Source organism: Sphingomonas cellulosilytica (genome assembly GCF_052321755.1).
GTDB lineage: Bacteria > Pseudomonadota > Alphaproteobacteria > Sphingomonadales > Sphingomonadaceae > Sphingomonas.
Genome location: NZ_JBQRTT010000004.1, coordinates 380,206 through 401,588, shown reverse-complemented (window position 1 = coordinate 401,588; position 21,383 = coordinate 380,206). Strand labels below are relative to the sequence as shown.

The 21,383-nt window shown below is 66.8% G+C and carries 14 protein-coding genes and 1 pseudogene; 9 read left to right on the top strand and 6 right to left on the bottom strand.

Annotated features, from left to right (window positions below; genetic code table 11):
* Positions 1-3: 3 nt before the first annotated feature.
* A complete protein-coding gene (locus ACTZQ5_RS09345) occupies positions 4-2,478 on the bottom strand; it encodes a PhoX family protein (protein WP_443584931.1) in 2,475 nt (824 codons plus the stop codon).
* Positions 2,479-2,920: 442 nt separating this feature from the next.
* On the opposite strand from ACTZQ5_RS09345, the gene rplJ reads away from it, so the two are divergent.
* Both rplJ and rplL read left to right on the top strand, forming a co-directional pair.
* Positions 2,921-3,436, top strand: a complete 516-nt coding sequence (gene rplJ / locus ACTZQ5_RS09340; RefSeq protein ID WP_443584930.1) for a 50S ribosomal protein L10 — start codon at positions 2,921-2,923, stop codon at positions 3,434-3,436.
* Between the two features lie 73 nt (positions 3,437-3,509).
* On the top strand, positions 3,510-3,887 hold the full coding sequence (rplL, locus tag ACTZQ5_RS09335; RefSeq protein WP_443584894.1) for a 50S ribosomal protein L7/L12: 378 nt from the start codon (positions 3,510-3,512) through the stop codon (positions 3,885-3,887).
* A 116-nt stretch (positions 3,888-4,003) separates the two neighbouring features.
* Here the strand turns inward: rplL and ACTZQ5_RS09330 are convergent, their stop codons facing one another.
* The 3 genes and pseudogenes from ACTZQ5_RS09330 to ACTZQ5_RS09320 all read right to left on the bottom strand — a co-directional run bounded on the left by ACTZQ5_RS09330 (position 4,004) and on the right by ACTZQ5_RS09320 (position 5,865).
* Positions 4,004-4,654: a PAS domain-containing protein gene (locus ACTZQ5_RS09330; RefSeq protein WP_443584929.1), complete on the bottom strand. Its 651-nt coding sequence runs from the start codon at positions 4,652-4,654 to the stop codon at positions 4,004-4,006.
* Positions 4,655-4,687: 33 nt separating this feature from the next.
* A pseudogene (locus tag ACTZQ5_RS09325) lies at positions 4,688-5,050 on the bottom strand (PAS domain-containing protein); the annotation flags it as partial.
* An 83-nt stretch (positions 5,051-5,133) separates the two neighbouring features.
* The gene (locus tag ACTZQ5_RS09320; RefSeq protein ID WP_443584893.1) at positions 5,134-5,865 is read right to left on the bottom strand and encodes a hypothetical protein; all 732 of its coding nucleotides are present in this window, start codon (positions 5,863-5,865) and stop codon (positions 5,134-5,136) included.
* 835 nt (positions 5,866-6,700) lie between these two features.
* On the opposite strand from ACTZQ5_RS09320, the gene rpoB reads away from it, so the two are divergent.
* From rpoB to ACTZQ5_RS09290, 6 genes are all read left to right on the top strand, one after another.
* A complete protein-coding gene (gene rpoB / locus ACTZQ5_RS09315; RefSeq protein ID WP_443584892.1) occupies positions 6,701-10,855 on the top strand; it encodes a DNA-directed RNA polymerase subunit beta in 4,155 nt (1,384 codons plus the stop codon).
* A gap of 125 nt (positions 10,856-10,980) precedes the next feature.
* Positions 10,981-15,270, top strand: coding sequence for a DNA-directed RNA polymerase subunit beta' (gene rpoC / locus ACTZQ5_RS09310; RefSeq protein WP_443584891.1), 4,290 nt, complete (start codon positions 10,981-10,983; stop codon positions 15,268-15,270).
* A gap of 328 nt (positions 15,271-15,598) precedes the next feature.
* Positions 15,599-16,123, top strand: coding sequence for a DUF2975 domain-containing protein (locus ACTZQ5_RS09305; RefSeq protein ID WP_443584890.1), 525 nt, complete (start codon positions 15,599-15,601; stop codon positions 16,121-16,123).
* Positions 16,123-16,341, top strand: a complete 219-nt coding sequence (locus ACTZQ5_RS09300; protein ID WP_443584889.1) for a helix-turn-helix domain-containing protein — start codon at positions 16,123-16,125, stop codon at positions 16,339-16,341. The genes ACTZQ5_RS09305 and ACTZQ5_RS09300 overlap by 1 nt, the downstream gene beginning before the upstream one ends.
* Positions 16,338-17,105: a hypothetical protein gene (locus tag ACTZQ5_RS09295; protein WP_443584888.1), complete on the top strand. Its 768-nt coding sequence runs from the start codon at positions 16,338-16,340 to the stop codon at positions 17,103-17,105. The genes ACTZQ5_RS09300 and ACTZQ5_RS09295 overlap by 4 nt, the downstream gene beginning before the upstream one ends.
* A 44-nt stretch (positions 17,106-17,149) precedes the next feature.
* Positions 17,150-17,365 (top strand): hypothetical protein, encoded by a 216-nt coding sequence (locus tag ACTZQ5_RS09290; protein WP_443584887.1) that lies wholly within the window; start codon positions 17,150-17,152, stop codon positions 17,363-17,365.
* A 21-nt stretch (positions 17,366-17,386) separates the two neighbouring features.
* On the opposite strand, the gene ACTZQ5_RS09285 is transcribed toward ACTZQ5_RS09290, so the two are convergent.
* Both ACTZQ5_RS09285 and ACTZQ5_RS09280 read right to left on the bottom strand, forming a co-directional pair.
* A complete protein-coding gene (locus tag ACTZQ5_RS09285) occupies positions 17,387-18,007 on the bottom strand; it encodes a response regulator transcription factor (RefSeq protein WP_443584886.1) in 621 nt (206 codons plus the stop codon).
* A 129-nt stretch (positions 18,008-18,136) separates the two neighbouring features.
* Positions 18,137-18,916 carry a metallophosphoesterase family protein gene (locus ACTZQ5_RS09280; protein ID WP_443584885.1) on the bottom strand — a complete coding sequence of 260 codons (780 nt, stop codon included), beginning with the start codon at positions 18,914-18,916 and terminating at the stop codon, positions 18,137-18,139.
* A gap of 306 nt (positions 18,917-19,222) precedes the next feature.
* Between ACTZQ5_RS09280 and ACTZQ5_RS09275 the strand changes: the two genes are divergently transcribed.
* Positions 19,223-21,367, top strand: coding sequence for a histidine kinase dimerization/phosphoacceptor domain -containing protein (locus ACTZQ5_RS09275; RefSeq protein WP_443584884.1), 2,145 nt, complete (start codon positions 19,223-19,225; stop codon positions 21,365-21,367).
* Positions 21,368-21,383 lie beyond the last annotated feature (16 nt).

Sequence of the window (21,383 nt, the reverse complement as noted above, 5' to 3'; positions counted from 1 at the left end):
GCGTTACAGGCCGATGATGCCGCCGTCGGTGCGGGTGATGACGATCGTCGCCGAACGGGGACGCCCTGATCCGCTACCCGTCGCCTGGCTCTGTGGCCAGTTGCTGGTGATGTTGGCCGGTCCGCCGCCTTCGCCGGGATGCTGGACGTTGACGAACAGCGAACGGCCGTCCGGCGTCGAATCGATGCCGGTGATCTCGCACTGTTTGGGACCGACCAGGAAGCGCTTCAGCGTCGCCCCCGGCGCCTTGCCGATCCGCGTCGCCTGCGTGCCGGTGGCGCCGTTCAGGCTGTTGGTGATCGTGCGCGTGCCCCCGTCGCCGACGCGGCCGGGGATGGCGGCGAGCAGCATGCAGTTGGTGACATCGGTATAGGCGCCGTCGTCCGTCTCGATCCACATCAGCGGCGTCCCCTGCCCCGAGACGTTGCTCGGCCGCGCGAACCACAGGCCGTCGGGCGAGGAGAAGTCGTTGGTGGCATCCAGTCCCGACAGGTTGATGTTGGTGGGATCGAGGTCCGCACCGGCGCCGAAGGCGTAGATGTCCCAGGTGAAGGTCAGCGCCTCGCTGGTGTCGCCGGCTTCCCTCAGGCGGATGACATGGCCGTTGGGATTGCCGGTCGAGGCGCCGCCGGTCGTCTTGGGGTCGCTATAGGCGCGCGGATTGGCAGCGTCGGTCGTGGCGACGGTGCGTGAGGAATTGTTGGTCAGCGTCAGGTACATCTCGCCGTTGACCGGGTTGACCGCGGTCCATTCGGGACGGTCCATCCGGGTCGCACCGAGCGCGTCCCCGGCCAGCCGCGCATGGGTCAGCACGTCGGCCTGGTCGGCGAAGGCATAGGCCGCATTGCCGGCGGTCAGCGGCCCCTGCCCGAACACCAGCGGCAGCCATTGACCGCTGCCATCGGCATTGAGCTTCGCGACGTAGAGCGTTCCGGTATCGAGATATTTGTCGCCGATCGCCAGTCGGTCGGTCGCGGTCGCATCGGCCGCGGCCCAGGGCGTCGCGGCGACGAACTTGTAGAGATATTCGTTCTGCGCATCGTCGCCCATGTAGAAGGCGGGGCGGACGCCCGGGATCGTCCGGCCGACGACGCAGCCTTCATGGTTCATCCGGCCGAGCGCGGTGCGCTTGCGCGGCGTGGACGCGGGATTGAACGGGTCGATCTCGACGATCCAGCCATATTGATTGGGCTCGTTGCGGAAATCCTCCGTGCCGTTCGCCGCGCGGGCGGGATCGATCGTCGCGTTGAACTTGGCGACGCGCGTCGGATCGCCGGAGGGCGGCGCATCCGAGAAGGTCCAGCGGTAGTTGCCGGTGCGTTCGCCCAGGCCGTAGCGGGTAAAGGCGGTGATGGATTTGGCACCGACGGCAGCGGCACGGCGCGTGTTGTCGCCGGCATCGCGGCGGAAATAGCCCGCCCAATTCTCCTCCGCGGTCAGATAGGTGTTCCACGGCATCGTGCCGTTGGCGCAATTGTTGATCGTGCCGCGCCCCGCCCGGCCGGTCGGCGCATAAGCGGTGAAGAGCAGCGCGCTGCCTGCGACGGGACCCGAGAAGGCCGTCGGGGTGAACGGCGTGATGCGACGATTGAGGCTGCTGCTGCTGCTGTAGCTCCAGCCTGCCGCGGCCCGCGCGATCTCGATCACGCTGACGCCGTGGCATTCCATTTCCTTCAGCACCTCCGCCACCGGCCGCACGCCCGAGGACAGGTTGGTCGGGCCATTGGGGTGCAGGTAGCTTTCGGTGATATTCTCATGGTTGAGGACGAGCAGGCCGCGGCCGCTGTTGCTCGCGTCGGGCGTATTGCCGGTCGCGGCGAGGCCGAAATAGCTCATGCCGTCGTGGTGGTCGCCGGCGCGCGCAGAGAAGGAGGTGTCGGTGCCATCGTTGGCATAGGCGCCGACGCTGCCGTTGATCGGATCACCCAACCGGTAGAGCACCGTCACCTGATAGCCGGCGGGCACGGCGACGACATCGGCGAGGCTCTTGGGCACGGCGGTGAAGTCGAGCACCGCCGGCGATACGGTGACGGTCGTGTCGGCGACCGACTTGATGCCGTCCCCCGACGTGCTGGAGAACTGGAAACCGAGCGGCGTGGCGCTCGTCACCGCTGGCGCGGTGAAGCTGGCGGTGGACGTCGCCGCATTGGCCAGCGTCACGATCGGGCCGCTGGTCTGCGTCCAGCCGGTGCTGCTCGCATTGCCGCTGGTCACGGTGCCCGACAGCGTCACGGTCTTGCCCGCCGTGGTCGCCACGGCATCGCCCGCGGCCACCGTGGCGGCGCGGCGGTCGTCGTCCTTGTCGCAGGCGGTCAGCAGCGTGCTGCCGAACACCGCCGCGGTCATCGCCGACAGGCCGCCGCGCAGCGTCTGCCGCCGCGAATAGCGGATCGCGATCAGGTCATCGAGGTGCGGATTGGCGCTGGTGTTGGTGTCGATGTCGCCATCGTCATAGCCGATCGTCGGCTGGTTCAGCATCGTCATGGTATTCCCCCGCAATGGCGGCACTTCGCCGCGTCGCAGGCGCTTTGGCGGCGAAAAGCGGCACCGGAGTTGCGCCGGCGTGACGGCAGGATGAAGCCGGCGTGACGGATCGAAGACAGTCGATCCCCGCCGGCCCGTGAATGGCAGGGTGCCGATTGACTCCCGCCCATTTGCCGCTAATAGCCCGCGCTTGCCGGCGGGTTCGCTCGTCCGGCATCCGTCCAAGACAGCAGGTGCCCCGGATTTGCCGCGGCTTAATGTCCTGCCGAGACGGGGACAGGAATTCCGCAGGATCCGCTCGCGATGCGTCGCGCGCCGGTCTGCTACACCTTCACGGGTGCCTTCCCCATCGATGGACAACCCCGGCCGGGGTTTTCCCCTGCCGGTTTGTAACCGGGAGGGCCGCTTGCGGCGCTCTCAAAACGTGGAGAATGGCATGGATCGTGCTCAAAAGGCCGCGGCCGTTGCCGAGTTGAATCGCACCTTTTCCGAGGTCGGCGTGGTGGTCGTCACCCGCAACAACGGAATGACGGTGGCGCAGTCCACGCGACTGCGCAACCTGATGCGGGACGCCGGCGCGACCTACAAGGTCTCGAAGAACAAGCTTGCCAAGATCGCACTCGATGGCACCGACTACGGTTCGCTGGGCGACATGCTCACCGGCCCGGTCGGCCTTGCCTCCTCGATCGATCCGGTCGCCGCAGCCAAGGTTGCGGTCGATTTCGCGAAGACGAACGACAAGTTCGAAATCGTCGGCGGATCGATGGGCGCGACCGCTCTCGACGTAGCCGGTGTGCAGGCGCTCGCCACCATGCCGTCGCTGGACGAACTGCGTGCGAAGATCGTGGGCCTCATCGTTGCTCCGGCAACGAAGCTCGCGACGATCACCCAGGCTCCCGCGGCGCAGATCGCGCGCGTGCTGTCGGCCTATGCCGAGAAGGAAGCTGCCTGATCTTCAGGCGCTTGGTTAAGCGAATTTTGAACGACACTCCGGGGCGATCGCCCCGAACTATGAAGGAAGTATCATGGCAGACCTGAACGCGCTGGTTGACCAGCTGAGCGAACTGACCGTCCTCGAAGCCGCCGAGCTCTCGAAGCTGCTCGAAGAGAAGTGGGGCGTTTCGGCCGCCGCTGCCGTTGCCGCCGCTCCCGCCGCCGGCGGTGGCGCCGCTGCTCCGGCCGCCGAAGAGAAGACCGAGTTCGACGTGATCCTCACCGGCGACGGTGGCAAGAAGATCAACGTCATCAAGGAAGTCCGCGCGATCACCGGCCTGGGCCTGACCGAAGCGAAGGCTCTCGTTGAGGGCGCGCCGAAGCCGGTCAAGGAAGGCGTGAACAAGGACGAGGCCGAGAAGGTCAAGAAGCAGCTTGAAGAAGCCGGCGCGACCGTCGAGCTGAAGTAAGCCGCAGCGGAAGGAGCGGGCAGCACGCTGCCCCCTCCTCCGCCAAGCTTCGGCCCCGGCTTTCGTCGGGGCAGGCAGAAAAGGGGCGGCGTCCATGGACGTCGCCCTTTTTCGCGTCAGGCAGCCTCTGCCGCCGATCGGCGGTTCATCATCACCGCCGCCCGCTGCGTCGCCAGCCGCGTGTCGCCCGCCAGCTTCTTGACCTCCGCCGCCACCACCGCAAAGCCACGTCCCGCCTGGCCGGCGCGCGCCGCCTCGATCGTCGCGTTCAGCGCCAGGAGGTTGGTCTGCGCCGCGATCTCGCCGATCGCCGCGACGATACCGACGAGCTGGTCCATCGTATCCTGCAACTCGGCCGACTGGCTGGCGAGCGCCTGCTGGAAGCGTTCGCCCTCGGCCAGCCGCGCGACCAGTTCCTGCTCCAGCAGCACCTGGCGGGTCACGTCGCTGGCTATCTTGACGATCTTGCAGGGCCGCCCATCCGGGTCGAGCACCGGGTTATAGGCGGCCTGCACCCAGAATTCGACGCCGTTGCGCCCGACGCGGCGGTACACCCCGGTATCGAACTCGCCCGACCCCAGCTTGCGCCAGAAGGCGGCATAGTCGCGTGATGCCGCATGCGCCGGCTCGCAGAACATGCGGTGGTGTCGCCCGACGATCTCGTCCTCGCGATAACCCGTCAAACGCAGGAAATTGGCGTTGGCGCTGAGGATGGTGCCGTCGAGCGCGAATTCGACCACCGCCTGGCTGCGCTCGACTGCCGTGATCCGTGCGGCGCGCTCGGCATCCGAGCGGCGGGTCGCGCTGACGTCGGAGGCGACCTTGACGATGCCGGACACCGAACCGTCCTCGGCCAGTACCGGATTATACGTCGCCTGCAGGCGCACCTCGCGCCCGTCCTTGGTGAGGCGCTTGAACTCGCCCGCGGCGAAACGGCCATCGCGCAGCGATTGCCAGAAGGCGGCATAGCTGGGGGCGGCGATGTCCTGCGCCGTGCAGAAGAGCCGGTGATGGCGGCCGCGCAGTTCGTCGAGCGAATAGCCGAGCAGGCCGCAGAACAGGTCGTTGGCCCAGACGACATGGCCGTCGGGATCGAATTCGACGACGGCGGCGGAGCGGCAGACCGCCTGCCACACCGCTTCGCCTTGTCCGTGCCGATCCATGTCCGTTCCCTTCGATTTAGCCAAAACGGACTTAATCGCGCGACGGTAAACGAAGGATTGACGATGGCGGCTACGCGCGGCCTTTATCGTACGATCGCAGCACCATAGGGCCGCACGCCGAGCCCGTCGTACATACGGGCGGGCTGATCGAGCCAGAATGGCGCCAGCTTGGCGCTGTCGACACGCTCTATGCCGACCGCAAAGGCGTTGGCGCTCTGCCCCTCCATGCCGCCGGCGTCGTACAGCGCGTTGACGATGACGACGGGCACGATCAGCGCGCGTCCGCCTGCCTCCAGCGGCTGCATGTCGGCGCGCGGCAAGGCCACCACCAGGCGCACCTTGCGCTCCTCACCCGGCGCGAGCGCGAACGGCGGCGTCGCCGGCCGGCCGATCGGCTGGGCGAAGAGCGATGCGACCTCGCCCCCCTGCCCGGGTGTCGCGCCGGTCAGCACCGCGCCGATGCGGATCGCCTGCGCAGGCACCGTGCCGTGATTGCGGACGGTCAGCTCCGCCTCCACCGTCGCGCTGAGCAGATTCAGCCCGGCACGGCGTGGCGCCAGCGACATTGCGAGCGTCGCACGCTCGGCAGGCACGGGTGCCGGGTCGAGCATCGCCGGCGCCTTGCGGCTTTCCCGGACAGGCGGCGGCGCGGGTGGCGCAGTCTGAGCGCGATCGGCGGGCTCGGCCGGCGGCTGTTCCGTGATCGCCAGTGGCCGCTGGCGGCGACGGTGCCACAGCGCTGCGGCGATGCCGGCCGCAACCAGCGCCCCCACGATCAGCCACAGACTTGGGAAGCCTCCTTCATCAGCCGCCACCGGTGGAGTGCTGGCGCCCGGTGACGAGGGCGTCGGCGTGTCCACGGGCTCCGGCGCCGCTTCGGCAGTCGGTACTGCCGCAGGCGTGGCAACCGCAGCCGGGCTGGGCGCAGGCGACGGTGATGGCGTCGCCAGAGGCGTCGACACCGCCGTCGGCGTAGCTTGGGGCGCAGGTGTCGCCCGCTGTGTCGGCGTCGCCCGCGGCGTAGGTGTGGTCACCGGCGCAGGCGTCGCTTCCGCTGTAGGGACGGGCGTCGGCGTCGGGGGACGCGAGGACGGCAGGCTGAACGTCTCGAGCCCCGGCAAGGTTTGCGGTGTCGGCGAAGGCGCAGGCCCGGCGGGGGGCGTGGCCGGGGCTCCGGCAGGGGGCGTCGTCTGCGCCGTGGCCGGCCATACCCCCACCGGCAGCACGACGCCGGCAAGCAGAAGGGCGATCGCGCCGCTCCGCGCGCGCCGCTGGATAGTCATAGCGTTCGATCTCACCGGAAAACCCCTGCGCGCCTCTGGATGAACCGTGCGCGACCGCCACCTGCGCTGCGACGAAGCGCCCGGCCGCGTCGGCGAATGGATCGGCATGCGTTGGATCGCCGCTGGACGCCCCCCTTTGACAGGCTCCGTCATCGCTCCTATATCTGCGTCTCACCACAGCTTTCGGGACATGAGGCGCCGTCGCGCAGCGCATCGTACGAATAGGGAGTTGCTGGTTCCAGGACGCTGAAGGCCGACGCACGGGGTTGCGATCGGCTTTTTTGCGTCCCGTCTCGCGTCCCGCCCGGGGGCTCCCGGGCACGACATTCAGGCCGGCACCGGCCGCGATTGAGGACAGATAACGCTCATGGCCACCAAGGCGATCCAGGGCAGCACCGCCAAGCGGCGCATCCGCAAGATCTTCGGGGACATCCACGAAGTCATCCAGATGCCGAACCTGATCGAGGTTCAGCGCGAAAGCTACGAGCAGTTCCTGCGGTCCGACAAGAGCACGGGCCACGTCTCGGGCCTGGAGAAGACGCTGCGCAGCGTGTTCCCGATCCAGGATTTCGCCGGCACCGCCTATCTCGATTTCGACGACTACGTCCTCGAACCGCCGAAGTTCGACGTGGAGGAATGCCGCCAGCGTGGCATCACCTATGCCGCGCCGATGCGCGTCACGCTGCGCCTGACCGCGTTCGAGGTCGATCCGGATACCGAGGCCAAGTCGGTCATCGATATCAAGGAGCAGGACGTCTACATGGGCGACATGCCGCTCATGACCGAGAACGGCACCTTCTTCATCAACGGCACCGAGCGCGTCATCGTCAGCCAGATGCACCGCTCGCCGGGCGTGCTGTTCGACCATGATCGCGGCAAGACCCACGCGTCGGGCAAGTATCTGTTCGCCGCGCGCGTCATCCCGTACCGCGGTTCGTGGCTCGACTTCGAATTCGACGCCAAGGACATCGTCAACGTCCGTATCGACCGCAAGCGCAAGCTGCCGGTGACGGCGCTGCTCTACGCGCTCGGCATGACCAGCGAGGATATCCTCAACCACTTCTACAACCGCGTGACCTACGTCCGCGGCGAAGGCGGCTGGCGCATTCCGTTCGCGGCCGAGAACTGGCGCGGCGTGAAGCCGCTGTTCGACATCGTCGACGCCAATTCGGGCGAGGTGGTGTTCGCCGCCCAGCAGAAGATCAGCCCGCGCGCCGCCAACAAGGCGGCCAAGGACGGCCTCACCGAGCTGCTGATCCCGACCGAGGAGATCTACGGCCGCTATTCGGCCTATGACCTCATCAACGAGACGACCGGCGAGATCTACGTCGAGGCGGGCGATGAGATCGGCCCCGACAATCTCGAAAAGCTCGACAAGGCGGGCATCGATCGCATCGAGTTGCTCGACATCGATCACGTGTCGACCGGCGCGTGGATCCGCAACACGCTGAAGGCCGACAAGGCCGAGGAGCGCGAGCAGGCGCTTTCCGACATCTACCGCGTCATGCGCCCCGGCGAGCCGCCGACGCTGGAGACGGCGGAGGCGCTGTTCGCCGGCCTGTTCTTCGATCCGGACCGCTACGACCTGTCGGCGGTGGGCCGCGTCAAGCTCAACATGCGCCTCGACCTCGATGCCGAGGACACGGTGACGACGCTGCGCACCGAGGACATCCTCGCGGTGGTCAAGACCTTGGTCGACCTCAAGGACGGCAAGGGCGAGATCGACGATATCGACAATCTCGGCAACCGCCGCGTGCGTTCGGTGGGCGAGCTGCTCGAGAACCAGTATCGCGTCGGCCTGCTCCGCATGGAGCGCGCCGTGAAGGAGCGCATGTCCTCTGTCGACGTGTCGACAGTCATGCCGAACGACCTCATCAACGCCAAGCCCGCGGTCGCCGCGGTGCGTGAATTCTTCGGCTCGTCGCAGCTGTCGCAGTTCATGGACCAGACCAACCCGCTGTCAGAAGTGACGCACAAGCGTCGCGTCTCGGCGCTCGGGCCGGGCGGCCTGACGCGTGAGCGTGCGGGCTTCGAGGTTCGCGACGTTCACCCGACGCACTATGGCCGCATCTGCCCGATCGAGACGCCGGAAGGCCCGAACATCGGCCTCATCAACAGCCTCGCCTCGTTCAGCCGCGTCAACAAGTATGGCTTTATCGAGACGCCGTACCGCAAGATCATCGACGGCAAGGTCAGCGACGACGTCGTCTATCTGTCGGCGATGGAAGAGGCCAAGCACACGATCGCACAGGCTTCGGCCGAGCTGAAGGACGACGGCAGCTTCGCCGAAGACCTCGTCTCGGCACGTCAGGCGGGCGAGTTCCTGATGGCGCTGCCCGAAACGATCACGCTGATGGACGTCAGCCCGAAGCAGCTGGTGTCGGTCGCCGCGTCGCTCATCCCGTTCCTGGAGAACGACGACGCCAACCGCGCGCTGATGGGCTCGAACATGCAGCGCCAGGCGGTGCCGCTGGTCCGTGCCGAGGCGCCGTTCGTCGGCACCGGCATGGAAGAGACGGTGGCGCGTGACTCGGGCGCCGCGATCTCGGCACGCCGTGCCGGTATCGTCGATCAGGTCGATGCATCGCGTATCGTGGTGCGTGCGACCGGCGAGGTGGATTCCACCAAGTCGGGCGTCGACATCTACACGCTGATGAAGTTCCAGCGCTCCAACCAGTCGACCTGCATCAACCAGCGCCCGCTGGTGAAGGTGGGCGACGTGGTCAATGCCGGCGACGTGATCGCCGACGGCCCGTCGACCGAGTTCGGCGAGCTGGCACTCGGCCGCAACGCGCTCGTCGCGTTCATGCCCTGGAACGGCTACAACTACGAGGACTCGATCCTCATCTCCGAGCGGATCGTGAAAGACGACGTGTTCACGTCGATCCACATCGACGAGTTCGAGGTGATGGCCCGCGACACCAAGCTGGGGCCGGAGGACATCACGCGCGACATCCCGAACGTCGGTGAGGAAGCACTGCGCAACCTCGACGAGGCGGGCATCGTCTACGTCGGTGCCGAGGTCGAGCCGGGCGACATCCTCGTCGGCAAGATCACGCCGAAGGGCGAGAGCCCGATGACGCCGGAGGAGAAGCTGCTCCGCGCGATCTTCGGTGAAAAGGCGTCGGACGTGCGCGACACGTCGCTGCGCCTGCCGCCGGGCGTTGCCGGAACGATCGTCGACGTGCGCGTCTTCAATCGCCACGGCATCGACAAGGACGAGCGCGCGATGGCGATCGAGCGCGAGGAGATCGAGCGCCTGAAGAAGGACTCGGACGACGAGCGCACCATCCTCAACCGGGCGACCTGGAGCCGCCTGCGCGAGATGCTGCTCGACCAGGTCGCGACCGCGGTGCCGAAGGGCCTGAAGAAGGGCTCGACGATCGACATGGACCTGCTCGACAGCGTCGACCGCCACGAATGGTGGAAGTTCGCGGTGCAGGACGATGCGGTCCAGTCCAACCTGGAAGCCGTCAAGCAGCAGTATGACGAAGCGGCCAAGCGGATCACGGACAAGTTCCACGATCGTCGCGAGAAGCTGGAGCGGGGCGACGAGCTGCCGCCGGGCGTGCTCAAGATGGTCAAGGTCTTCGTCGCGGTGAAGCGCAAGCTGCAGCCGGGCGACAAGATGGCCGGCCGTCACGGCAACAAGGGCGTCATCAGCCGCATCCTGCCGCAGGAGGACATGCCCTTCCTCGCGGACGGGACGCCGGTCGACCTCGTCCTCAACCCGCTGGGCGTGCCGAGCCGCATGAACGTCGGTCAGATCTTCGAAACGCACCTCGGCTGGGCGGCCCGTAACCTGGGCATGCAGGTCGCGACGGCGCTCGAGGACTGGCGCGAGGCCAACCCGGATGCCAAGGCGGGCGAGATGCCCGACGCGGTCAAGGCGCGCCTCGTCGAGGTCTATGGCGACCATTATGCCGAGGACATCCAGAGCCGCGAGCCCGAGGATGTCGCCGAGCTGGTCAAGAACATCCGGACCGGCGTTCCGATGGGCACCCCCGTGTTCGACGGCGCGCGCGAGAGCGACGTGTCGGCGATGCTGGAGCTGGCGGGTCTCGACCCGTCGGGCCAGTCGGAGCTGTTCGACGGCCGCACCGGCGACAAGTTCGATCGCAAGGTGACCGTGGGCATCATCTACATGCTCAAGCTGCACCACCTGGTGGACGACAAGATCCACGCGCGTTCGATCGGGCCGTACAGCCTCGTCACCCAGCAGCCGCTGGGCGGCAAGGCGCAGTTCGGCGGCCAGCGCTTCGGCGAAATGGAGGTCTGGGCGCTCCAGGCCTACGGCGCGGCGTACACCTTGCAGGAGATGCTGACGGTGAAGTCCGACGACGTCGTCGGCCGCACCAAGGTCTACGAGGCGATCGTCAAGGGCGACGACACGTTCGAGGCCGGCATCCCGGAGAGCTTCAACGTGCTCGTCAAGGAAATGCGCTCGCTGGGCCTCAACGTCGACCTCAAGTCCATGCAGGACCTGGAAGACGAAGGCGGCCTCGCCGAGGCGGCGGAGTAAGCAATATTCTCCCCTCCCGCTTGCGGGAGGGGTCGGGGGAGGGCCTGACAAGGCGGGACCCTCTCCGACACGGACACGCCCTCCCCTAGCCCCTCCCGCAAGCGGGAGGGGAATGAGGTAAGAACATGAACGAACTGACCAATTTCGCCAATCCGATCGCGAAGCCGGAAACCTTCGACCAGATCCAGATCGGCATCGCCTCGCCCGACAAGATCCGTTCGTGGTCGTTCGGCGAGATCAAGAAGCCCGAGACGATCAACTACCGCACGTTCAAGCCCGAGCGTGACGGCCTGTTCTGCGCGCGCATCTTCGGTCCGATCAAGGATTACGAATGCCTTTGCGGCAAGTACAAGCGCATGAAGTACAAGGGCATCGTCTGCGAAAAGTGCGGTGTCGAAGTCACGGTGTCGAAGGTGCGCCGCGAGCGGATGGGCCATATCGAGCTCGCCGCCCCGGTCGCGCACATCTGGTTCCTGAAGTCGCTGCCGAGCCGCATCGGCCTGCTGCTCGACATGCAGCTGAAGCAGCTCGAGCGCGTTCTCTATTTCGAGGCGTATATCGTGATCGAGCCGGGCCTCACCCCGCTCGAAAAGTACCAGCTGCTGACCGAAGACGAACTGCTCGAAGCGCAGGACGAATATGGTGAAGATGCCTTCTCCGCCGGCATCGGTGCAGAAGCGGTGCGCATCATGCTCGAAAACCTCGATCTCGAGGGCGAGAAGACGCAGCTGCTCGAAGAGCTGGCGACGACCAAGTCGGAGCTGAAGCCCAAGAAGATCATCAAGCGCCTGAAGGTCGTCGAGAGCTTCCTGGAATCGGGCAACCGCCCCGAGTGGATGATCCTCGAGGTCGTGCCGGTCATCCCGCCCGAGCTGCGCCCGCTGGTGCCGCTCGACGGCGGCCGCTTCGCGACGTCGGACCTCAACGACCTGTACCGCCGCGTCATCAACCGCAACAACCGCCTGAAGCGGCTGATGGAGCTGCGCGCGCCGGACATCATCGTCCGCAACGAGAAGCGCATGCTGCAGGAGGCGGTCGACGCCCTCTTCGACAACGGTCGTCGCGGCCGCACGATCACGGGCGCCAACAAGCGTCCGCTGAAGTCGCTCAGCGACATGCTCAAGGGCAAGCAGGGCCGCTTCCGCCAGAACCTGCTCGGCAAGCGCGTCGACTATTCGGGCCGCTCGGTCATCGTGACCGGTCCGGAGCTCAAGCTGCACCAGTGCGGCCTGCCGAAGAAGATGGCGCTCGAGCTGTTCAAGCCGTTCATCTACGCGCGCCTCGACGCCAAGGGTCTGTCCATGACCCTGAAGCAGGCGAAGAAGTGGGTCGAGAAGGAGCGCAAGGAAGTCTGGGACATCCTGGACGAGGTGATCCGCGAGCATCCGGTGATGCTGAACCGCGCGCCGACGCTCCACCGCCTGGGCATCCAGGCGTTCGAGCCGGTGCTGATCGAGGGCAAGGCGATCCAGCTCCACCCGCTGGTCTGCTCGGCGTTCAACGCCGACTTCGACGGCGACCAGATGGCCGTGCACGTTCCGCTGTCGCTGGAAGCGCAGCTGGAAGCGCGCGTGCTGATGATGTCGACCAACAACATCCTGTCGCCCGCCAACGGCAAGCCTATCATCGTGCCGTCGCAGGACATGGTGCTGGGCCTCTATTATCTGTCGATGATGAAGGAAGGCGAGCCCGGCGAAGGCATGGTGCTGGCCGACATGGAGGAGGTGCACCAGGCGCTGTTCGCCAATGCGGTGACGCTGCACACCAAGATCGTCAGTCGCGTGCCGCAGACCGACGAACAGGGTAACCAGTACCTCAAGCGCTACGAGACGACGCCGGGCCGCATGCTGCTCGGCGAGACGCTGCCGAAGAGCCACAAGGTGCCGTTCGAGACCGTCAACCGCCTCCTCACCAAGAAGGACGTGGGCGACGTGATCGACGAGGTCTATCGTCACACCGGCCAGAAGGAGACGGTGCTGTTCGCCGATGCGATCATGGCGCTGGGCTTCCGTCACGCGTTCCGCGCCGGCATCTCGTTCGGCAAGGACGACATGATCATCGCGCCCGACAAGGACGTGCTGGTCGACGAGACGCGCGAGCAGGTGAAGGACTTCGAGCAGCAGTATCAGGACGGCCTGATCACGCAGCAGGAGAAGTACAACAAGGTGATCGACGCCTGGAGCCGTTGCGGCGATCAGGTCGCGAACTCGATGATGAACGAGATCAAGGCTGTCCGTCACTATGACGACGGTCCCAACAAGGGCCGTGAGAAGGACATCAACTCGATCTACATGATGGCGCACTCCGGGGCCCGCGGTTCGCAGGCGCAGATCAAGCAGCTTGCCGGTATGCGCGGCCTGATGGCCAAGCCGAGCGGTGAAATCATCGAGACGCCGATCATCTCGAACTTCAAGGAAGGCCTGACCGTCCTCGAATATTTCAACTCCACCCACGGCGCCCGCAAGGGCCTTGCGGACACGGCGTTGAAGACGGCGAACTCGGGGTATCTCACCCGCCGCCTCGTCGACGTGTCGCAGGACTGCGTCATCGTCGAGGAGGATTGCGGCACCGAGCGCGCGCTGGAGATGAAGGCGATCGTGCAGGGCGGTTCGACGATCGCGTCGCTCGGCGAGCGCATCCTCGGCCGAACCACGGCCGAAGACGTCGTCGATCCGAAGAGCAACGCGGTGATGATCCCGGTCGGCACGCTGCTCGACGAGGCGATGGTCGCGAAGATCGAGGCGCTGGGCATCCAGGGCATGAAGATCCGCTCGCCGCTGGTCTGCGAATCGAAGGTCGGCGTTTGCGGCAAGTGCTACGGGCGTGATCTCGCCCGCGGTACGCCGGTGAACATCGGCGAAGCGGTCGGCGTCATCGCGGCGCAGTCGATCGGCGAGCCGGGCACGCAGCTGACGATGCGTACGTTCCACATCGGTGGCGCGGCGCAGCTCAACGAGCAGTCGAACCTGGAGGCACCGGTCGACGGTACCGCCCAGTTCCGCGACCTGCGCCTGATCGTCGACCAGCGTGGCCGCCGCGTGACGCTGTCGCGCTCCGGCGAGATCGCGATCGTCGACATGGACGGTCGCGAGCTGTCGACGCACCGTATCCCGTACGGCGCTTATGTGATGTTCGACGATGGCCACATGCTGTCGAAGGGCGATCGCATGGCGGAGTGGGATCCGTTCACCATGCCCGTCATCACCGAGAATTCGGGTATCGTGAAGTATCAGGACCTCACCGAGGGCAAGACGCTGACCGAGCAGACCGACGAAGCGACGGGCATCGCCCAGCGCGTCGTCATCGAATACCGCACCTCGTCCAAGTCGAAGGAGGATCTGCGTCCGCGCCTGACCCTCACGACGTCGGAAGACGGAGAGGCCGCCCGCTACATGCTGGCGCCGGGTGCGGTGCTGTCGGTCGACGACAATGCGCAGGTCCAGGCCGGTGACGTTCTGGCCCGCGTGAGCCGCGAGTCCGCCAAGACCCGCGACATCACCGGCGGTCTGCCGCGCGTCGCCGAACTGTTCGAGGCGCGCGTGCCGAAGGAGGCGGCGATCATCGCCAAGGTGTCCGGCCGCGTCGTGTTCGGCAAGGATTACAAGGCGAAGCGCAAGATCGGCATCCAGCCCGAGGATGGCGGCGACGTCGTCGAATATCTGGTGCCGAAGTCGAAGGTGATCGACGTTCAGGAAGGCGACTACGTCAAGCGTGGCGACAACCTGATCGGCGGTTCGCCCAACCCGCACGACATCCTGGAGACGATGGGGATCGAGCCGCTGGCCGAATATCTCGTCAGCGAGATCCAGGAAGTCTATCGACTGCAGGGCGTGAAGATCAACGACAAGCACATCGAGACGATCGTTCGTCAGATGCTGCAGAAGGTCGAGATCACCGACGGCGGCGACACCACGCTGCTGAAGGGCGAGCAGGTCGATCGCGAGGAAATGGACGCAACCAACGACAAGCTGGGTGCGAACGAAACCCGCGCGCAGGGCAAGCCCGTGCTGCTCGGCATCACCAAGGCGTCGCTGCAGACCCGCAGCTTCATCTCGGCGGCGTCGTTCCAGGAGACCACCCGCGTCCTCACCGAGGCGGCGGTCCAGGGCAAGCAGGACACGCTGATGGGCCTCAAGGAGAACGTCATCGTCGGTCGCCTGATCCCGGCGGGCACCGGCGCGGGCATGAACCGCCTGCGCGTGGCGGCCTCCAGCCGCGACGCCGCGCTGCGCTCGCAGCAGCGCGCGTTGCAGGCGGCGATCGTCGCTCCCGCATCGGCCGCGGAACTGCGCGCCGCCGAGGCGCAGCGTTCGACCCGCGACGACACCGGCACGGGCTCCGACCCGCTCGCCGAGGTCGTCCCCTCGGGCGACGGCAGCGACGCGGCCGCCGGCGAGTATCTGAACCAGGAGTGATCCTGCGCTTCGGCTACGGCCTGATGTGAAGAACCGCCGTCCGGGATGCCGGGCGGCGGTTTTTCATTGTGAGGCGATGGACGTTTGATAGGCGGCAGGCCGGTGACCGGTGCTGCGTATGGGCATGCCTACGTTTGCCGACCAAAGCCGCGCCCGGGTAGAACGTCTGGCCAAACGTGGTGCTTGCCCCCCCCCACTCACGTGTGGTTCGGGACAAGCCTGAACGGTAGCTGTTCGGCACCGGTCCCACTCTTCAATTATCGATTTTCAATAATTTCATTGCCGTTTTTCGATATGCGTGCCATGCCTGCGTCCAAGGGGAACAGACATGGCCACATCCAACCACCTGCTTCGTCGAACCATGCTGCTGGTCCAGGGCCTGCGGATCGCCAATGGCGTGGCCGTGCTGTTCCTGCTGGCAGCGCTCGTCGCCACCCTGCCCGGCGCCGAACTGGTCGAGGCGGCACTGGTCCGGAAATATCACGGCACGGTCGATCCGGCGCTGGCGGTGACGTTCATGCAGATCACCATGCTGCTCAGCCTGCCGTTCGGCCTCGCGATCGAGCGGCTGCTGGTCGCGCTGCGGGCGATCCTGCGGACGGTGGAGACAGGCACCCCCTTCTCCAGCGGCAATGCCGCGCGGCTGCGCACGATCGGCTGGATGCTCCTGCTGGTGCAGATCGCCGATATCGGCTTCGGCATCGCGACGGTGTTCGCCCGGTCGCTGCGGATCGATTATCTCAACTGGCAGCCGAGCTTCACCGGCTGGGTCGCGGTGCTGGTCGCCTTCGTGCTGGCGCAGGTGTTCGAGCGCGGCACGGCCATGCAGGACGATCTGGACGGCACCGTCTGATGCCGGTCCGCGTCCACCTCGACGATCTGCTGCATGCCCGCCGCATGACGCTGACCCAGCTCAGCGAGCGCGTCGACATCACGCTCGCCAACCTGTCGATCCTCAAGACCGGCAAGGCGAAGGCGATCCGCTTCTCGACGCTGGAGGCGATCTGCACCGCGCTCGATTGCCAACCCGGCGACATACTCACCTTCGATCAGGAGGACGATGCACCATGACGTTCCTGCACGCCTATCGCGATGCCTATCGGGGCAGCATCGCCTTCCTCGTCGCCTGCCCTCTCCTCGCGCTGATCCCGGTGGCGTTCGAACTGCTCCAGCATGTCGCGGAGGTACGCATCGGCATGTACGACAGCATCGCCGCGGCCAAGGCGACGGAGCACCATCCGGTGCGCATGGCCTTCGGCATGGCGAAGGTGCTGTCGCTCATCCTCCCCGGCTATTGGGTCACCCGGTTCCTCGCCTTCGGTGATCGCCGGCGTGCGGCGGCTGCGGACAAGCCTGCGGTGCTGCTGTTCGCCGGCGTGATCGGCTTTCACCTTGTGGTAGCCGCGGTGCAACTCTTCGTCCTGCCACGCTCGATCGGAGTGACCCTGGCCGCTTTCGCGGTCGGCCAGGTCATCGGTTGCCTGCTGCCGGCATGGTCGGTCGCTGCCGCGCTCGGCAACCCACGGATCGGACCGTTGACGTCGAGCCGGATCATGGCGCGACAGCTGCCCTGGACCTTCGCCTTTCTGCTGCTGACCATCCTGCCGCTGATGGTGCCGCATTATGCCCTCGGCGCCGCGGCGTTGCTCGTCGGCCGGGCCTGGCTGTGGCCGGTGCTGGTCGCCGACGCGCTGCTGGTCGGATTGCTCAGCGCCGTGATGATCGCGGGCAGCTATGTCGCGGCGCTTCGCGCTGCCCGCCGCCATGGCCGCGATCTTCGGCCGGCCGGCGCCGCCGCCGTGTCGCCACCGCCATCCTCGGCCTACGGTATTTAACGTATATTATAGCATCCCCGTTCGCCTTACCTAAGTGCCAGAGGATGGGGGAAGGTGCGATGGGATCGTCGAAGCGACTGATCGACAACGCCAATGGCCGGCACGAAGCGGCGTCTTTGCAGACGATGGAGGCGCTGCTGGAGGAGGCGGTACATCTCGCCGACACCCTGCAACTCGACTTTGCCGCGATCCGCATCGAAGAAGCGCTGTCTCTGGTCCGCAGTCACGCCGCCGATAACGGGATCAGCGTTCGGAATTGACGCCGCGGCCGGTGGGCGCGATCACTCGTGCAGCGCCGGATTGATCATCGCGCACATGTGGGAAATGAAAGCGATCCGTAGCGCCTGCGACAGCGATTGCGCGTCCAGCTTCACCATCAGATTCGCGCGATGGACCTCCACGGTGCGAGCCGAAATCGCCATGTGGCGGGCGATTTCCTTGTTCGACCAGCCCCGCGTCAGCCCTTCCAGCACCTCCCGTTCGCGTCCGCTCAGCATGTCCAGCGCAGCGTTGACGCGCCGCATCGTCGCCTCGCGCCGCCGCGCGCGGGTCAGCCGCTGCGCACCGACGGCGATCGCCGCGAACAGACGATCGGGGTCGGCGGGCTTGGCGATGAAATCGATCGCCCCTGCCTGCATCGCTGCCACGGCGATCTCCACATCGCGACAGGCCGTCACGATCACGTTGGGCAAGGCGAGCCCGGGGGCAGCCAAGCGCCGCTGGATCTCCCCGGCATCGCCCCCTTCCTGATACGGATCGATGACCACGCAGCCGGGCGTCACATCGCCGACGGCGGCGATGAATTCGACGGCGGACGACCAGGTCTGCACCACATGTCCCCGCCCCTCGATCACCATCGCGAGCCGCCGACTGGCCGTCGGATCCGCATCGACGACATGCACCCGCACGGCGTCCCCCGTCATCAGCATCGTTGCTCCCCTAACGTAGCGTTAGGGATGTCGTAGCGTCATCCATTTCGGACCGAAACCCTGTACGATGACATCGCCGTACGATTGTGGGACGGGGTCCGATCAGGCGTGCGGGCGTGCGACCTCCTCGCTGATCGGACGGCGCGGCGCTGCATCCATCGTGCGTGCGATCGTTTCAAAGCGGCCATCGGCGATGCGGATCTCGTTGAACGCGGGCGGGGAGTTGCGCACGCGCTTCGATAGCGTCCCTGCCCCGATCATGCGCACGATGCGGCCGTCGCGATCCACCGGCACGTCGAAGGGATCGTGGACATGGCCGGACAGGACAGCATGCGCGCCCGCCGCGGCGAGAGCGGTCAACGCGCTGTCGCCGTGGCGCGTCTTCGCCGTGCCCTTGGTCCCGCCCTCGATCAGCGGGTGATGCGCGGCGACGAAGATCAGCCTGCCCTCGGGCGCCGCGGCGATCAGCGCCAGCGCCCGCCGCAACGATCCGGGACTGACCCGGCCCTTGGACCAGTTCCAGCGCCATTGCGCGCGCGCCGTCGTCTTGAGCGGCACGATCGTCACGCCGGCAAGGTCCAGCTCGCGCTCAATCATCCGCTCCACCGCGGCATAGCGTTGATAGGGGGCGAACAGGCGGCGGAACGGGTCCCAGTAATAGGGGATATCGTGGTTGCCGACCTCCAGCGTCACCGGCACGCCCAGGCTGCGCAACCAAGCGCCGCCGCGTTCGAATTCGCTGCGTGTCGCCCGCATGGTCAGGTCGCCGGTCATAATTACCGCGTCGGGCCGCTCTTCGCGGACGCGTTCGCTGAACCAGGCGATCGCCTGCGGATCCTCGGCACCGAAGTGCACATCGCTGACGTGAAAGAGTTTTACCATGGTCCCCCAGATGATTGCGATCGCCCGATCGTCGCTATCCCGCCCCAGGCCGATCCGGCAAGCCGGGCGGGCACGGCGCCGCACGCTGCTCCGTCAGATCGCCGGCGCATGACGCGATCTGTACCATCACGGGACGATTCCACGGATACCATGCCGCAACCCCTTGATGACACCGGGCAGAAAGCGTCCAACCCCCGGTCAGGGCGCACCGTTCCACATAGCGGAATTAACGTGGATCAACCCGCCATGGATTGTATAGCCGCACCGGCGCGCCCATGGTGGACCGACGCAGTATCAAGAGTGACCATGGCCATACCCCATCCGACCGAGCCGGCGCTCGATATCAGCGCATGCGATCGCGAGCCGATCCATATCCCCGGCGCCATCCAGCCGCATGGTCTGCTGCTGATCGCCGAGGGCGCGGGCGAGCATCGCACCCTTGCCGGCGCCGGCGATATCGAGGGGCGGCTCGCGGCCGAATGGCTCGACCGGCCGCTCGCCGAGCTGATCGGGCAGGATGTCGCCCACCTGCTCAACACCTTTCCCGGCGGCCCCAACGCGCGCACGCCCGCGCCTGTCGAAGGGACGGCCGAACGCTTCATCGCGACACTGCACCGCAGCGGCACGCATCTGCTGGTCGAGCTGGAACCGGCCGCCACCGATCCGCTGACGGCGGCGACGATGCTCGCCTGGCTCGATGCGGTGGCGAGCAGCTTCGAACGCGCCGGGGACAAGCAGACCTTGTATGCCCGCGCCGCTGCCGCGTTCCGGACGCTCACCGGCTTCGACCGGGTGATGATCTACCAGTTCCTCGACGATGATGCCGGGCGCGTGGTCGGCGAGGATCGCGTGCCCGAACTGCACAGCTTCCTCAACCATCACTTTCCGGCATCGGACATTCCGCAGCAGGCGCGGGCGCTGTACGTCCGCAACCGGACGCGTGCCATCCCGACGGTGGACTACGACCCTGCCCCCCTGCGGCCGGCGGGCTTTGCGGCCTGCGACCTCAGCGACGTGGCGGTGCGCCATGTCTCGCCGATCCACCTCCAGTATCTGCGCAACATGGGCGTGGGCGCGTCCGCATCGATCTCGATCGTCAAGGACGGGCTGCTGTGGGGGCTGATCGCCTGCCACCACAACAGCCCGCGCCTGCTGCCGCCCGATCTCCGCAACGCGGCGGCGACGCTGGCGAGCGGCCTCGCCCGGCAGATCCGCGCCAAGGAAGAGGCCGCCGCCTATCGCGAGCGGCTGGCGCTGCATGCGGCGCAGGATGCCATCGTGCCGCGGTTCGGCCATGAAGAGCCGTTGCGCCGCACGGTCGCCGCGGTGGCCGACGACCTGCGCGTCATGCTGGGCGCTGACGGCTTCGCCCTGGTGACCGGTCGCGATATCGAGGCGGTCGGTCATTGCCCGTCCGACGAGACGCTGCGCGAGATCGCACGCTGGGTGCGCAGCCGCGGCGGCGAGCCGGTGAGCACGCACGAACTGGGCGCGCTGCTGCCGACCGCGCGTGCGCAGGCGCAGCATGCCAGCGGTCTGATCGCGCTGCCGCTGTACGACGAGGATGCGATGCTGCTCTGGTTGCGCGCCGAGCGGATCGAGGAGATCGAATGGGCAGGCAATCCCCATAAGGCGGCGACCGGCCCCGGCGGCATGCTGACGCCGCGCGCGTCCTTCGCCAGCTTCACCGAAACGGTGCGTGGGCGTGCCCGGCGCTGGACGCTGGAGGAGGTGGAGGCCGCCCATCGCCTGCGCCGCCGCATCCAGGAGGAACGGCAGCATCGGCAGGTCCGCATGCTGAACCAGGAACTGGGCCGCACCCTGCTCGAAAAGGACGCCCTGCTCGCGCAGAAGGACGTCCTGATGAAGGAGGTGAACCATCGCGTGCAGAACAGCCTGCAGCTGGTCGCCTCGTTCCTGCGCCTTCAGGCCAAGAATACCGACAGCGGCATCGTCGCCGATCAGCTGGCGGAGGCGCAGGCGCGGCTTGCCGCGGTCGCGCTGGTGCATCGCCGGCTCTATCGCGAGGATCAGGTCGAAAGCATCGACCTGTCGCGCTATATCGAGGAACTCGTCGCCGACATGCGCACCTCGCTGGGCGCGGACTGGGCGAAGCACATCTCGCTGGAGCTCGCTCCCGTGCTGGTGCCGACCGATCGCGCGGTCAACATCGGCCTGGTGCTGACCGAACTGGTCATCAACGCCACCAAATATGCCTATGTCGACCGGGCGGGGCCGATCGCGATCGTGCTGGAGCGGCACGGCGGCAAGTTCCGCCTGATCGTCGCCGACGAAGGCCGCGGCAAGGATCCGAACGCCGAGGCGCAGGGCTCCGGCTTCGGCAGCCGGATGATGAGCGCGATGGTGCAGCGTCTGTCCGGCACGCTCGACTATGGCGACAACGGCCCCGGCCTGCGCGCCATCGTTACCGCCCCGATCAGCGAAGTCTGATCCGGGCCGCGGCCCC

What these genes read in the sequence shown, in the direction of transcription:
- rpoC (WP_443584891.1), top strand. Translation starts at nt 10,981, where the DNA reads ATGAACGAACTGACCAATTTCGCCAATCCGATCGCGAAGCCGGAAACC.
- ACTZQ5_RS09300 (WP_443584889.1), top strand. Translation starts at nt 16,123, where the DNA reads ATGCCGGTCCGCGTCCACCTCGACGATCTGCTGCATGCCCGCCGCATG.
- ACTZQ5_RS09305 (WP_443584890.1), top strand. Translation starts at nt 15,599, where the DNA reads ATGGCCACATCCAACCACCTGCTTCGTCGAACCATGCTGCTGGTCCAG.
- ACTZQ5_RS09345 (WP_443584931.1), bottom strand. Translation starts at nt 2,478, where the DNA reads ATGCTGAACCAGCCGACGATCGGCTATGACGATGGCGACATCGACACC.
- rplL (WP_443584894.1), top strand. Translation starts at nt 3,510, where the DNA reads ATGGCAGACCTGAACGCGCTGGTTGACCAGCTGAGCGAACTGACCGTC.
- rplJ (WP_443584930.1), top strand. Translation starts at nt 2,921, where the DNA reads ATGGATCGTGCTCAAAAGGCCGCGGCCGTTGCCGAGTTGAATCGCACC.
- ACTZQ5_RS09280 (WP_443584885.1), bottom strand. Translation starts at nt 18,916, where the DNA reads ATGGTAAAACTCTTTCACGTCAGCGATGTGCACTTCGGTGCCGAGGAT.
- ACTZQ5_RS09290 (WP_443584887.1), top strand. Translation starts at nt 17,150, where the DNA reads ATGGGGGAAGGTGCGATGGGATCGTCGAAGCGACTGATCGACAACGCC.
- rpoB (WP_443584892.1), top strand. Translation starts at nt 6,701, where the DNA reads ATGGCCACCAAGGCGATCCAGGGCAGCACCGCCAAGCGGCGCATCCGC.
- ACTZQ5_RS09295 (WP_443584888.1), top strand. Translation starts at nt 16,338, where the DNA reads ATGACGTTCCTGCACGCCTATCGCGATGCCTATCGGGGCAGCATCGCC.
- ACTZQ5_RS09275 (WP_443584884.1), top strand. Translation starts at nt 19,223, where the DNA reads ATGGCCATACCCCATCCGACCGAGCCGGCGCTCGATATCAGCGCATGC.